The sequence below is a fragment of the Stieleria maiorica genome, from assembly GCF_008035925.1.
Taxonomy (GTDB): domain Bacteria; phylum Planctomycetota; class Planctomycetia; order Pirellulales; family Pirellulaceae; genus Stieleria; species Stieleria maiorica.
In genome coordinates this window covers 91,463-106,250 of sequence record NZ_CP036264.1, presented here as the reverse complement: position 1 = coordinate 106,250, position 14,788 = coordinate 91,463, and the positions used below count along the sequence as shown (strand labels likewise).

The following is a 14,788-nucleotide window of genomic DNA, read 5'->3' as shown; positions in this document are numbered from 1 at the left end:
TCAAAACAATGCTCAATCCATGAGCCACTTTTTTCGCCACCGCGTGAGGGCAAACCCCCTCCGAAGATTGCGCTTCGGCAAACCAGTGCAGACCTACTGTTGGATAGATCATTCTGTCCATGCACCTGATTGAGCACCCGAAATGCAGGCTTCCCAGTCCACCCAATACCGCTACCGCACTCTGCGTGAGTTGCCGGATGTGGCCGGAGTGAACTGCTGGCTCGTCCAGGACTTACAAAGCGAAGATCGTTTGGTGATCCGCGATCTGCCGACGACGATGTTCAAGGAAGGCCTTCGGATTCGGTTTCAGAACGAAGCCCGGCTGCTGAGCGAAATCGACTGCGAGACCTATCACTCGATGGTCTCCTATGACATCGATGACGATCGTATCCGGTTGGTCTATCGCTACCGTGACGGGATCAGTCTGGCCCGCTTGATCGCGCAATCGGCGATGTCACCCAAATCGACGCTGCGGTTGGCGTGTGACCTGTTGAAGGCACTGACCAAGATCCATGAACAAGGCTGTGTCCATCGCGACTGGCGGCCCTCGCACGTGATCCTCAGTCCCTCGGGTGAAGCGGTCCTGGCGGGATACGGGCCGGTGTGGCGAGCCAACCTGGCCGCCGGCGACAGCCCGATCGGGATCGAAACGGTCCGCTACGCGTCGCCCGAGTTGGCGGGGATCGTTCGACATGACATCGGACCCGCATCGGACCTGTATTCGTTGGGGTTGATTCTCTACTCGGCGCTTGCCGGCAGACCGATGTGCGACGCGTCAACGGTCGGCGAAATCCTGTTGCAGCACTCGACACTCAACCTGGATGCCGATCGGTTCCCCGGTGACACGCCGCCCCAATTGGTCTCGATGATCGAGCGGTTGACACAAAAGGAACCGCGTGAGCGTTACCAATCCGCCGCCGCCGCACTGGCCGACGCCTCGGCGATTCTGAAAATGGTCCTTGACGGCGGTTCGGCATCACCGGTGGTGATCGGCCGCAGCGATGCCCGCACCGATTTGGTCGACGCCGCATTTGTCGGACGAGAACCGCAAATGCAGGTCCTGCAAGATTGCCTGACCGAGGTCGCGGCGGGGAGTTGGCGCCAGGCGTTGATCTCCTGCGTATCGGGGATGGGAAAAAGCCGGCTGAACCAAGAGATCACGCGTCTGGCCACACGCCACGGTTTTCTCGTTTTCCAAGGGGAATCGATCCACCTGGCCGCCGCCGAGCCCAACGCGCCGTGGGTGCAGGTCGTCAACCAGGTCGCCCGTTACTGTCAATCACATCCCGCCACCCGCGAGCGGCTTCAAGACGCGATCTCGGATTATCGCGAAGAAGTGATCACGGCCATGCCTTCCTTGGCGGACGTGTTCGGATGGACCGGCCGCACCCTGTCCGGTCCCGACGAACTTGGACAAGGTCGGGTGATCGCGGCGTTCGCGGCGCTGCTGACCCAACTCGGTTCGAGTGATTGCCCGGTGATGATTTCGTTGGACGATTGCCAGTGGATGGACGACCAATCCATTCGCATCCTGCAACGCCTGTCACGCGCCAGCGCGCCCTTTCAATTGCTGTTGCTGTCCACTCGAGCAAACGAAGGCCAGGCGGCGCGGGTTCGCGAAGCCACCCAGCTGGATCACCAATTGGATCTGGGACCACTGGATGTCGACAGCATTCGCCGGCTGAGCGAATCGATGGCCGGTGCGCTTCCGGCCGAAGCGATTCAGGTGATCCAGGACTTCGCCGAGGGCAGCCCGTTCATGGCGGCGGCCATCTTGCGCGGGATGGTCGAATCGGACGTGCTGGTCTCGAATAAGGATCATTGGGTCCTCGACCACGACCGGCTGGAACACTTCCAAACCACCGCCGCGGCGGGCGAAGTCTTGGCGGGCCGGCTGGACAATCTGCCGCCCAAGGCCCGCCATTTTTTGAACGCCGCCGCCGTGATCGGCAGCGAATTCACGCTCGATGCCGTCGTCGAACTCTCGCAAATCGAACTTTCGGAAAGCTTCTCGCTGCTGGCCGACATCCGACGCCATCGGATGTTGTGGAGCAAGCCGGACGGCAGCTACGCGTTCGCCCACGACAAGATCCGCGAGACCGTTCTGGAGCACCTTCAAGGCGACGTTAAACGGCAAATGCACGGTCAAATCGGCCAGTACTTTGCCAAGACCCGGCCGGATCGGATCTACGACCTGGCCTACCATTTCGATGCCGCAGGAATGCACCGTGAGGCCCTGCCCTACGCGCTCACCGCGGCCACCAAAGCGCGCCAAGAATTTTCGCTCGCCAGCGCTCGGCGGCAATTGAACATCGCCGCCCGAGCTTTTCACGTCACCGACGATGCGACCCGGCATCAGGTCGAGTCGATGATGAGCGAAGTGTTGATGCTGCAAGGCGAGTACGACGAAGCCGAACGATGGCTGGCCGCGGCATCGGAGAGTGCGACCACGGAAATGGACATTGCGGTCGTGGCAACGCGCCGAGGCGAATTGGCCTTCAAACGCGGTGACAAAGTCCAGGCGGTGGAGTTCTTTGAATCGGCACTCGCCCGCTTGGGACAACCCGTGTGCCGAAACCGATTTCAGCTGTGGATCCAATTGCTGCGGGAAATCGCGGTGCAAGCGGTCCACACGGCGACGCCATTTTTGATTCGCCGTCGCTCGGCTTCGCCCGACCCCTCCGAACAACTTCCGTTGCGATTGTATAGCAACATCGCCCGCGGCTATTGGTACACACGCGACAAGTACTACACGCTTTGGGCGCACCTGAGCGGAATGAATCGCGGCGAACGCTATCGTCCTTCGGCGGCCCTGGCGCACGCCTACAGCGAACACGCTCCGGCGATGACGCTGCTGGGCTGGTATCGCCGCGGAATCGCTTACGCCATGCGGTCGCTCGATATCCGCAAAGAATTGCATGACGTCTGGGGACAAGGCCAATCGCGGAACTTCATCAGCATCCTGCATTACTCGTTCAGCAACTACGAGCGATGCATCAGCGAAGCCAGCCAAGCCGTTTCGATCCTCGAACGCACCGGTGACTTTTGGGAAGTCCACATCGCACGTTACCAGTACGCCGCGTCGCTGTATCGCCAAGGCAATCTGCGCGAAGCGCTCGATCAGACGCGAATCAACTACCGGTCGGCGGTTCGCCGCAGCGATTTCCAAGCCACCGGAAACATCATCGAAGTCTGGGCCCGGGCCGCACTGGGGAACATCCCCTTGGACGTGCTGCAAATCGAACTCAAACGGAACGTCGACGACGCCCAACGGATCTGCGAAGTCAAACTCGCCTACGGCGTCTATCACTATTACCAACACGGATTTGCCGAAGCGGTCAACGCGCTGACCGAAGCGGTCCAGATCGCCGAGGACGCCTCGGTCGTCAACGCCTACATCAGCCCCTGCTATGCGTGGCGAACGACCGCCCTGCGTCGTCTGCTGGAAACCGAACCGGCACGCACCAAGTCGATGCGGCGGAAAAAACTCCGCGAGCTCGAATCGGCCGCAAAAAAAGCCCTCCGGCTGGCCAAACGCTACACCAATGAATTGCCCCACGCGCTGCGTGAATATGCCGCGGTCTGCGCGCTCAAAGGCCAAACGCGCCGAGCGCTACGGTATTTTCGCCAGTCGTTGCGGATCGCCGAGCAACAGGGCGCTCGGCTGGAAGCGATCCAGACCACGCTGCTGCACGCCCAGCTTGCCGAAGAAACCGGATGGGACGTCGACGAGCTGCTGGTCCGCGAAGCTTCCGAAGACCTGCTGCAACTGAAAACCTCCGTCGGCGCCGTCGACGAGGGCAGCTCGCTTTCGCTGGTCGATCGATTCGACTCGCTGCTGGATGCCGGACGCCGGATCGCCGTCGGCACCGAAATCGACGTGATCCGCAACGAGATCATCGCTGCCGCCTCGAAACTGCTTCGCGGCGACCGTGTCCTGCTGATCCAGCCGGCGGGCGACGACGGCGAAGCGACCACCATCCCGCCGCACACCGTGTATGACCCCGATATCGTCGGCCAAGCGGAACAGGCCGAATCGGCGATCGTCTGTGAATACGAACGCAGTGATGTCTGTGACATCAGGGCCAACCATAGCGACCCCCACCACAACTATGGGACGTTCCTGTGTTGCCCGATCTTCGTTCACGGCAAGATCAATTCGTACCTGTACATCGCCAACTCCTACATGATGGGCATGTTCGGCGAAGACGAATTGCGTATCGCCACCTACCTGTCCTCGGCCGCGGGCGCCGCATTCGAAAAGGCCGACGGCTTCACCCAACTGCAAGAACTGAACCAAACACTCGAACGCAAGGTCGCCCAGCGAACCGAAACGTTGCAACAGCGAAACGAGGAAATCGAACGGGCCGCCGACCGGCTGCGGGCGACCCAGGTCCACCTCCGCGAGGCGAAAGAGGTTGCCGAGCAAGCCAATCGCGCCAAAAGTGATTTCCTGGCACGGATGAGTCACGAGATTCGCACCCCCATCACCGCCGTCCTGGGGTACACCGAACTGATGCTCCGCGGGATCGCCTCCGACCCCGACGAACAACGCCAACACCTGGAAACCATCCATGGCAACGGCAGCCACTTGCTGCATCTGCTCAATGACATCCTGGATTTGTCAAAAATCGAAGCCGATAAGATCGAAGTCGAACAAATCAGCTGCGTGCCGGCGAAAGTCATCGGCGAAGTGATCAAATCGCTGCAAGGAAAGGCGGCTCAGAAAAACATCACGCTGGGGATCGATTCCGAATCCGAGATCCCCGAAACGATCACCAGCGACCCGACTCGGCTGCGGCAAATCGTGACCAATTTGATCGGCAACGCCATCAAGTTTACCGACCGCGGCGGCGTCACCGTGCGATTGTCGTCCCACATCGATGACGCGACCGGGCTGCCCGACCAGCTTCATGTTGCGATTCGTGATAGCGGGATCGGGATGGACGCCGAACAACTTCAAAAGATCTTTGACCCGTTCGCCCAAGCCGACACCTCCACCACGCGGAAGTACGGCGGAACCGGTCTGGGACTGTCGATCAGTAAACGTCTGGCCGAATCACTCGGCGGCGGACTGGACGTGGAAAGCATCCCGGGCGTCGGCAGCACCTTCACCGTGCGGATCGCCGCGGATACCAAACCCGGCGATCGGCTGTTGAGCGATTCCGAAGTGATCGAGCTGGCAACCGGTCGCAATGAAGCGCAGTGGCAGCGGGTCGATCTGAGCGGCGCGCGGGTCTTGGTCGTCGATGACGCCGAGACCAACCGTGACTTGATCCGCCGTTTGCTGACCAGTGCCGGGGCCGAGGTCCGAAGCGTCGCCGATGGCCAACAGGCGGTCGATTTCTTCGTCGATGGCGACGGACACATCGACCACCACCAGATCGATTTGGTCTTGATGGACATGCAGATGCCCGTCCTGGATGGCTACTCCGCGACACAGCAACTGTGCAGCGCCGGATTGCAAATCCCGATCGTCGCCATGACCGCCAACTCCATGGTCGGCGACGACAACAAATGCCGTCAAGTCGGCTGCCGAGATTACGTTTCCAAACCGATCGACTTGGACGCGCTGTTGGAGATGGTTCGTCACTGGTGCGCCGATTCGATCGCCGCACACGACGCGATGGCTAAACCAACCACTTCCGAGCAATCGACTTCCGATCAACTCGATTCCACCCAACCCGCTCCCGCCACCTTGACCGACAACGAATCCACTCCATCACACCTTCCCAGCGACTGGTTACGACAATTCGCCATCGACCTGGTCGCCAAAGTCCACTTCCAAATGCCCGCCATCAAGAACGCATATGAGTGTGCCGACTACGGCGAAGTGGCGCGAAAGCTGCACTGGATCAAAGGCTCCGGCGGCACCGTGGGCTTGAACACGTTGACGGATCTGGCCAAATCCTGTGAACAAGCCGCCAAAGCCTCCGATACCGAGGCCTTGACCGAACGATTGGACGCGATCGAATCCTACGTCACCATGCTGGTCGATGAATGTGGCGACGAACTGCCACAATCGCAATCGGTCGACGGCGTTTCGTGACCAACCAACGCAGCTACCTGCGCCAGAAGGTGGGTCGCCTGTGTTTTTCTGGTTCCGGCGAGCGTCGCCGCGTCAGGCCGAAAGTCTTGGCGACTTCCGCTACGGTGCTGCGTCCTACCGCGCCCGCTGCAGACTCAACGAAAACTGATGCGCGTTGACGGAATTCCAACTGTCATCAAAATCCCCGCCCATGAATCCGCTTTGGTCAACCGACTGGCTGGGTCCGAACGACCACTGATACGCCGCGTCGATGGCAAGCCCGCGCCACTGGCATCCATATCCGAACGAAAGTGCGTGCTCCAAGATCGTTTGAATGTAGGGCGTCACGGTGGAATCGGGAATCGGATTGCGGTGGAACGCGTACCCGGCGCGAAACACTTTGTCGGCGGCGAACTTTCGCTCGATCCCGAATCGCAACGACACCGTGTCACGCCAATCCAGCGGGAACGATTCTAACAACGTCGGGGCGACAAACTGGAACACCCCATTGTCTGGGTCTTGCAGCGACAGATCAAACTGGTTGTAGGCACTCGACCAGTCGTACCAGATGGCATCGAACAACAAGGTGCAACGCTCGTTGTGGCGGTGCGCCAACCCGACCCCCAACGAACGCGGCCATTTGACGTCCAGCATCGAATCGTATCTCGCAGACCCCATTCCGGGAATCTCAACCACCGTCGTGCCGTCCAGCTCCATCGTGGTTTCGTGTTGATAGCTGACCCCGACGGTGGTCGACGCGTTCAAATCGTATTGCATCCCGACCGACCAACTCAACCCCGCGCCGGTGCCTTGCAAATCCATCCGGGTCGGCGTCCCGGCAAACGAGTTGGGCCCTTGCAACGTGTACGGTCCTTCCAATTCGATATGATTGATCGCTGCCCCCAGCGTGGTGCCGACCGACAGCCGATCGGTCAGCTTGAGCGACAGTGTGGGCAGCAAGCGGGCCAGCGCCCCGATGGACTTGTAGTGCTGGCGGCCGGAAAACGGTGCCGGACCGTTCATCATGTATTCGGCCGAAAAGCCGGCGTGAGAAAACACGCCGAAACCGATCGTGACGAAATCATCCATCTTCTTGGCGATCGCGACCTCACCGATCGGAAACGGGTTGTCGATGTCGCCGACGCGGGGGTTGTCACCGTCGTCGTACTCCAAATCGGTCAGCAACAGGTGACCGCCTAGCTCGAACAAGCAATCGGCATCGTTTCGCACCAGGCCCGCCGGATTGTCCAGCATCACGTGTGCGTTGTCGCTCATGGCGATGTTGGCCCCGCCACGTCCGATGCTGCGAGCGGAGATTCCGTCACGAATCGTTCCGTCCGCCACCGCGAACGAACACATGACCCAGCTCGCAAGCGCCGTCATCGCCGCCGTTCGTTTTGATCGCTTCTTCATCGTGCGTCCTGCGTCATCCTGCGCAATGGCCTATCTCAGATCCCATATTAGGGGTTATTCGGGCTGTCACTTGGCCGGACGTGAACAAAGGTCGCAATGGAGGGAATTCCCTCGCGCATCACGGGGTGTCACCGCATTGCCCTGACGTAATTTTAGCTACAGCGTCGTGGCGACGAGCGCGACAACATGCCCCAACAAAATGACTCAGCGGTTCCCGGTGCGACGGGGCGCGCTGAACCTCGATCAGTGGACCCTCTGATGTTCGACGGCCGACAACAAATCGTAAACAGCAAAATTCTGGTCATCGACGATGAACAGATCATCATCGACGTCATCACGGCCCACCTGAACGTGGCGGGGTTTTGGAACGTCGTCGGGATCAGTGATTCGATCGATGCCGTCCAGCGGATGAAGCAGGAAAACCCCGACCTGGTGCTGTTGGACATTTCGATGCCGGACGTCAGCGGAAACTATTTGATTCAAATCGCCCGCGCCGATCCGAATCTAAACTCGGTGCCGCTGATCGTGGTGACCGCCAGTGATTCCGAGGACATCCATCGTCGCGCCTTGGAGCTGGGCGCCGACGAAGTGCTGACCAAGCCCCTGCAACCGGGCGTGCTGGTCAAACGGGTCGAACACGCACTGAGCCGAAAATTGGAATCCGACGTTTCGTCACTGAACCAACGTCAGGAACGCTGCAGACCGGTCAACGAAAAGTACAACGAACTCCGCGGCCTGGGCGGTCGCATCATTTGATCGCGGTTTCGTCACCGACGGAGCCGTGCGGCATCTTTCGACTCCATCGAACTCTCGTAGGGTCACCCGTTTGGCGCCGGCCCAATGCCACCTACTTTATGAGCCGACGGCGCTAGCCGCGGGCCTTGGATTGCCCTTCGAGACTTGTAAGGCCCTAGGCTAGCGCCGACGGCTCAGTGTGTGATCGAAAGATGACGTTGGGCGCCAGCCTACGAAGCACGCCGGTGACCTACCGCCCCACGCTGTGGTCGACCAGGGCGTAACTCTTTTGAAATGCCACGACGGCGTCCTGTTTTCCCATCACCAGAATCGTCTCGCCGCACTGAAACACGCGATCACCGGCGGGATTGAAATCTAGCGAGTCGTCTTTCGTTTTGACCGCCACGACCAGCAATTGGTGGCGGTCGCGAACACGCAACTGGGCGATCGACTGGTTTTCGATCGAACTGCCGTTGGGAATGAACAACTCGTCCAGGATCAACTCCTTGAACTCGGGTTCGTTCAGTGACGAAAAGAACTGTGCCGCCGTCGGACGCGTGACCAGACGCGACAGGTACTCGGCGACCATCTGGTGCCCCATCACGACTTCGTTCGCACCGGCTTGGCGGAGCTTCCGCGAACTGCTTTCCTGGTCGGCCTGGGCGACGATGCGAATCCCCGGACACAGGTTCCGCGCCGACAACGTAATGAATACGTTTTGCGCATCGGTCGGCAACGCGACGACGATCGCGCTGGCCTCGGTGATCCGGGCCTCCTTCAACGTTTCTTCGTCCGTCGCATCGGCGTTGATCGCCAAGTAGCCTTGGTCGATCGCGAGCTGATAGTTGACCGGGTCGATCTCCAGAATCACGAACTTGTAGCGACGCCGTTGCAGGTCCTTTGCCAATACCGGCCCGGTCTTGCCAAACCCACAAATGATCGTGTGGTTCTGTAACCGCGAAAGTTCTTTTTCCATTCGTCGACGTCCAAACGCTTGGTCCAATTCGCCCTGAAGCGTCAACTGGATCATTCCGGTGAATGTGTATGCCGCCGCCGTCGTCCCCAACAAAATGACGACGATGGACAACAGCTGGGTCATCCAGTCTTCACCACTTTGCTCGCTGTAACCGACCGTCGAAATCGTGATCACCACCATCCAACAGGCTTCCAGCCAATCGTATCCGGCGATCAAACGATAACCCACCACGGCCAAGAAGACGATCACGGCAAGCGCCGAAGCGCCGCGACGAATCTTGGTAAAGGGCGAGTTCATCGGCAAATTAACAATCGGTCGGTCGATGCGGGACTTTCCAGCCATCGGCGACTATCGCAACTCGATCTGCGGGTTGACGATGCGTTCCGAGGGTCGCCGTGTTCTCCGAACTCGGCGGATCGAGAAAGCGAAGCTTTGCCCCGCGCCGACCTCGGAGAGGACGGCGACTGTCCAGACCAAACGAAAACGAAGCTGCGGTAGACCACCAGGATACACACTCTCCGCCGCCGCGACCCACTTCACCTGCCGCGATCACAAAACCGCCAAAGGATTCCGCTTGGACTCCAATGTCCCACGCGTCACACCCATCCGGTTGGTCGCGCCGAGCGTCTTCCACACCTGCTCGGCGGTCAAATCGCCACGCAACAGGTCGCGGTACAACGAAACCGTCTTGATCAGCTGCCGTGGCGATTCGTCCAACACCTCCAACCGGAACCAGCGGACCCCTTGGCCGAGCAGCTTGGCGGCCGTTTCCGCGCCGCTTTGCGGTGTCGCATTGTAGAGCGTGTTGCGACATGCAACGTCAGCCTGAAGCGTGTGCTCGGCCCCGACCCGGTCACGTAATTGCACGACGTGTTCGTCGCAGGGCCGGCCACAGTTGGTCTTGTTGGTCCCCGGCGAAAGCACCGAGCAGAACACACAGTGCTCCATGTGGAACATCGGGATGTGTTGGTGCAGCACCACCTCCATCCAATTCGGCGGCACCGATTCGATCAGATCGGCAAGTTGATCGCAGTTCAAATCGTACGACGCCGTCACCCGGCACGCCCCCAAGGAGCGGATCCACTCGGCCGATCGATGATTGGCAACGTTCAACGAAAAATCGGCGACCGTCGCAATCGAGGACTCCCGAAAGTACTCGAGCGCCGCCAGATTCCGCGCCAGAATGAAGTCGGGTTCGTGACGTGACAACACCCGCAACAATCCCATCTCGGCGGGCTTCTGCATCCGCACCGACGCGATGCCGAACGGGATCGACTCTGACGCGACGATCTCCTTCACCGCCGCGTATTGCCGGACGTCGTGAAAGTCGACGTAGATCAGATCGACGGCCGCCCGCGTCGCCGCGGTGACCTGCTCCAGCGTTCGGCACAGGACGGAGATCTTGGGGGATTGGGCGGCTGGTTCGTCGGCGTGAATCGGGGCCAACATCGCCTCGCCGCCGGCGACGCGAACGGTTCGCGCGGGAGGTTCCTCGATCCGCTCGGCCAGTTGCTCGGTCACCCGCCGCCGCAGTTCGTTGATCAGGCTGGCCGGCACCATCGGATCTCCATCGATCACAGCGTCCAGCGTTCGCATCCGGAAGGCCGTCGCGCCCAGACGCGAAAGTTTTTCGGCCAACATGGATTCGGATGCGGGGTGCTTGTTCGCCCGCTCGAGCGGGATGTCCGAGCGAACCGTTTCGGCCAACGACGACGCCCCGACCAGCGTTGCGGTGACTTGCAACCGCTTGCCGGTCGATGCGACGACGGAGAAATCGATGTCGCGCCGCGTCACCGGATCGGCAACATTGAACGACGCCCGCAACCGCCGATTCAATTTGGGGTCGTCGTTCTTGAACACCGAAGCGCCTTCGACGATCATCGACCAATCGATCTCGCCCCGGCCGAATCCGATCCACGCCGTCGTTCCGGCGCGAACCGTTTTCCGTTTTTCGCCGTCGTCGGTGTGCAACGAATACACCCGACCACCGAGCATCGCCTGATCGCTACCTTCGGTTTGCGTCGACTCGATGCCCAGACCATCACCCAGCGAAACGTCGGCCGCCAATCGCGTCTGAATGCGATCGCCATCGATTCGCCGCACCTGGCCCAGCAAGATCCCGCGTTTGGCGCTGTGACGTCCCGGCACCAACCGTTTGTGGTCGTTTCCTTCCAACCATCCCGGTGTAAAGCCGCGCGAAAACGAAAGCTCCATCTCCTGCTTCGCTTTTTCGCCGATGGTGACCCGCCCTTCGGCGGCGGCCTGGTCGATCGACCGGCGATAGTGGTTCGTCAGATTGGCGACGTACTCCGGAGTTTTCAAACGGCCTTCGATCTTCAGCGACGCGACCCCGGCTTGCATCAACGCGACGATCGAATCGTACCCGGCCAAATCCTGGGGGCTGAGCAAGTAACGCACGTCGTCTAAATCGACGTCCTTGCCGTCACAGATCACTTCGTACGGCAATCGGCATGCTTGGGCGCATTGCCCTCGATTGGCACTCCGACCGCCGAGCGACTCGCTGGTCAAACACTGGCCGGAATAGGCCACGCACAACGCCCCGTGGATGAAGACTTCCAGCGGCATCTCGGTCGCCGCGGCGATCTTGCTGATTTCGGCGACCGACAGTTCACGAGCCAGCACCGCCCGCGTGATCCCCAACTCGGACGCCACCGCAATCGTCTCGGCACTGGTCAGACTCATTTGCGTGCTGGCGTGGATTTCCAGTTCGCCGCAAATCTTGCGGACCAGTCGCGCGACACCGAAATCCTGCACCAGCACCGCGTCGACACCGCTTTCGGCGATCCGCTCGATCACCGGCACCAACCGGGGCAATTCCGACGGAAACACCAGCGTGTTCATCGTCGTGTAGCCCCGCACGCCCCGGCTGCGGAGCAGCTTCATCAATTCGGGCAGATCGTCCAGGTGAAAATTCTTGGCCCGGTGGCGGGCGTTGAACCCACAATCCAAACCGAAATAGATCGCGTCGGCCCCGTTTTCGATCGCCGCACGCGCGCAGTCCCAGTCCCCCGCTGGGGCGAGTAGTTCGGGAGGCATGGGGGAAGACGTTGGATCCATAAACGAAAGTATGGCGCAGGCCGCCGCGAAAGCGTAGGGGCAAGTGCGGCAGTTGGGGTGCCAAATCACCGGGGATGCGAGCCGACCGCCCCCTCCCCGAGGTCCCGCGGTTTTTCAGATTCACCCTCCCTGGCAGGGAGGGTGACTTACCTGCGCGAACCCGCGGATCCTCGACTGCATACTATCCGTGGGTTCGCGCTGCCATCCGTGGGCTTCTTCGATTCCCCCTCACCTCCATCCCAAACCACTCGCCACCCGATCCGCCATGGCCCCATCAGAGAAGCACCCCAGATCCTGGCTGGCCTGGTACCTGTGGCTCGTCGGCGTCGTTTCCCAATTGGCGTTTGTGGCCGCCGTGATGCCGGAATCCTGGATCGTCAAAATCACCGCGCGATTGCAGCTGGAACCCTTCCCCGAAACACCCCTGGCGTTCTACCTGGCCCGACAGCTGTCGCTGCTTTACGGGGCCGTCGGAATCGCCCTGATCGTGGTTTCCTATCGGATTTCACGATTCCGCAAATTCATCGGTTTTCTCGCCCTCGGCATCGTCGCCTTCGGCCTGTTGCAGGGGCTGATCGATCTGCAATCCGGGATGCCGATCTGGTGGACCGCCGCGGAATCGATCAGCAGTGTCATCGGCGGCATCCTGCTGTTCTGGTTGCACCACCGCTGTCGCTGATTTTCGCGTTCCGGTCGGGCAACGCGAGCTATCGTTGCGAAGTCTGGCGGTCTCGCCCCGGCGAGACCGACGTGCACCGACCTTCGAGAACGCAACAACGAGACGACAGCGATGCTGAAATACCTGCTGATACCACTCGGCGTTCTCTCGGCGATCGTCTTGGCGGCTCCCGACCTGGTCGTCCTGGGGTATTTCTTTCTGATCATTCCGGGGCTGATTCTGACGGTCGTACCGACGGTGTTCGTTTATCTGCTGGCCACGTTTCTGATTCGTCCCTTTGTGCCGATGTCGTCTCGGATCGGATCAACGGCGATCGCGTTTGGCTTGGCGATCGCCCTCGGTTTTCTGGTGATGTTGCCCTGGCGAATGACGGAACTTCGTCGTTTTCAACAGGCCGCGATCCCCGACATCGTCGCGACACCGGTGATCCGACTGTCGGGACACGTGCTCGTCGATTTTCCCCCCGAGCGTGGTCGAGTGAGCAAAAAAACGTCGTGTGATCACCGTTGCACGGTCTTGCTGGATCTTCCCGGCGTCGAAAGCGTCACCAAAATCAGCGGTGACAACGCGGCAACGTACCGATGCGGCGCCGACGCAGCTGGCACACTGGTTCAGCCGGATCAACCGCAAAAGATTCTTGACGCATTCGGCAAATTGTCCCGACCACATGGGATCGGGGCCTTCGAAGCACGCAAACATTTGGGGCGGGCGTTGCAAGCCGATTGGGCGTTGCGAATCGCTCAGGGGCAGACCTTGCGAAAGGACACACCGCTGGAGAACGATCGCATCGATTGGCGAGTGGTCTACCAGGACATTCGACAACCGGGCCAGCCCCGCATCAAACGATTGGAGATCTGCGACCGCAATGGCACGGTAAAGGCACGGCGATCATTGGTGCAACATCGTGTGCCCGCGTTCTTTTTCCATTTCGGGTTCGAGGGTGCTTTCACCAACGCCCGGTTTACGATCGGCGGCTCCACCTATTCCAATCAGGCACGGTACTTTGACTTCGATCCCGATGTTGAACTGCTGCGCAGCACCGGGATTCCGAAACCGGATCCGGCGCCGGACGCGGTCGCTCGGATGGAACGATCACTGGCTGAAACGCTCGACGACCCGAACGCGACCGAAGCACAACTACTGATGGCCCCGATGTGGTTGAGCCTGTTTCGATACGACGCAGACAAAACGCAAGTCGACACGATCGCGAAGATCTTGCTGGAGGAACGAATTGCCGATCCCTATGAACTGCTGCAAACGGCGCTGCGGAGCAAGACCGACCTGACCGCACTACGCCACGGTTTGACCAAACGTTTCTTGGCGGCCGATGACCCGAAAGCGAGAGCATGGTATGTGACCGCATTGGTCGACATGCCCGATGGGACGTTCGCTCAGCCGAGCAACAACGAACGAGCGATCTGGGAACGAGCCGATTCCGTCCCCGAAGCGGCGCCCTTTTTGGAACGCCTGGCCGATCAAGGAACCGTCGTCGTTCCCATCCTGATGGCGACTCTCGATGGCGTGTTAGAAAAACCGTGGCACGAGCGATGGCGGGTCATTCGCGGCGTTCGTGAAGCCTTCAAGCGATTGGGTCCGGATGCGTCGGGGGCAATTCCACGCATCACGGAGTTGATGACTGAGCAGCGTTCGCCACTGACCAATTCGTCCAAGGATCGTCTCCAGTGGCTCGTGGCACTCCATCGTATGGGCGTGCCCGTCGAGGAATTGCCCTACGGCAGCTGGGTGAAAACCGCCTCAGACCTCCAGCGGCAATCAAAACGAGTTCGCGATCAAGTCGAACGCTACGAAGCCGAGCGACTTGAAGAGGGCTAACCGTGCGCCATGGCGGGGCACCGGATCGGGGCGTAGTGGAAGCCGC

General features: G+C 60.3%; 7 protein-coding genes. 4 read left to right on the top strand and 3 right to left on the bottom strand.

The window, feature by feature from the left end; genetic code table 11:
* The first annotated feature begins 142 nt into the window (after window positions 1-142).
* On the top strand, window positions 143-6,049 hold the full coding sequence (locus Mal15_RS00415) for an ATP-binding protein (RefSeq protein ID WP_147865938.1): 5,907 nt from the start codon (window positions 143-145) through the stop codon (window positions 6,047-6,049).
* 114 nt (window positions 6,050-6,163) lie between these two features.
* Here Mal15_RS00415 and Mal15_RS00410 read toward each other — a convergent pair whose 3' ends face one another.
* Window positions 6,164-7,441, bottom strand: a complete 1,278-nt coding sequence (locus Mal15_RS00410) for an OmpP1/FadL family transporter (RefSeq protein ID WP_147865937.1) — start codon at window positions 7,439-7,441, stop codon at window positions 6,164-6,166.
* Between the two features lie 258 nt (window positions 7,442-7,699).
* On the opposite strand from Mal15_RS00410, the gene Mal15_RS00405 reads away from it, so the two are divergent.
* Window positions 7,700-8,197, top strand: coding sequence for a response regulator (locus tag Mal15_RS00405; protein ID WP_167546546.1), 498 nt, complete (start codon window positions 7,700-7,702; stop codon window positions 8,195-8,197).
* A gap of 229 nt (window positions 8,198-8,426) precedes the next feature.
* On the opposite strand, the gene Mal15_RS00400 is transcribed toward Mal15_RS00405, so the two are convergent.
* Both Mal15_RS00400 and Mal15_RS00395 read right to left on the bottom strand, forming a co-directional pair.
* Window positions 8,427-9,449: a potassium channel family protein gene (locus Mal15_RS00400; protein WP_167546545.1), complete on the bottom strand. Its 1,023-nt coding sequence runs from the start codon at window positions 9,447-9,449 to the stop codon at window positions 8,427-8,429.
* A gap of 252 nt (window positions 9,450-9,701) precedes the next feature.
* On the bottom strand, window positions 9,702-12,209 hold the full coding sequence (locus Mal15_RS00395) for a U32 family peptidase (protein WP_233903203.1): 2,508 nt from the start codon (window positions 12,207-12,209) through the stop codon (window positions 9,702-9,704).
* Between the two features lie 286 nt (window positions 12,210-12,495).
* Here Mal15_RS00395 and Mal15_RS00390 point away from each other — a divergent pair, with 286 nt between their 5' ends.
* Together Mal15_RS00390 and Mal15_RS00385 are read left to right on the top strand one after the other, a co-directional pair.
* On the top strand, window positions 12,496-12,909 hold the full coding sequence (locus tag Mal15_RS00390) for a hypothetical protein (protein ID WP_147865933.1): 414 nt from the start codon (window positions 12,496-12,498) through the stop codon (window positions 12,907-12,909).
* Window positions 12,910-13,020: 111 nt separating this feature from the next.
* Window positions 13,021-14,742 carry a hypothetical protein gene (locus tag Mal15_RS00385; protein WP_147865932.1) on the top strand — a complete coding sequence of 574 codons (1,722 nt, stop codon included), beginning with the start codon at window positions 13,021-13,023 and terminating at the stop codon, window positions 14,740-14,742.
* Window positions 14,743-14,788 lie beyond the last annotated feature (46 nt).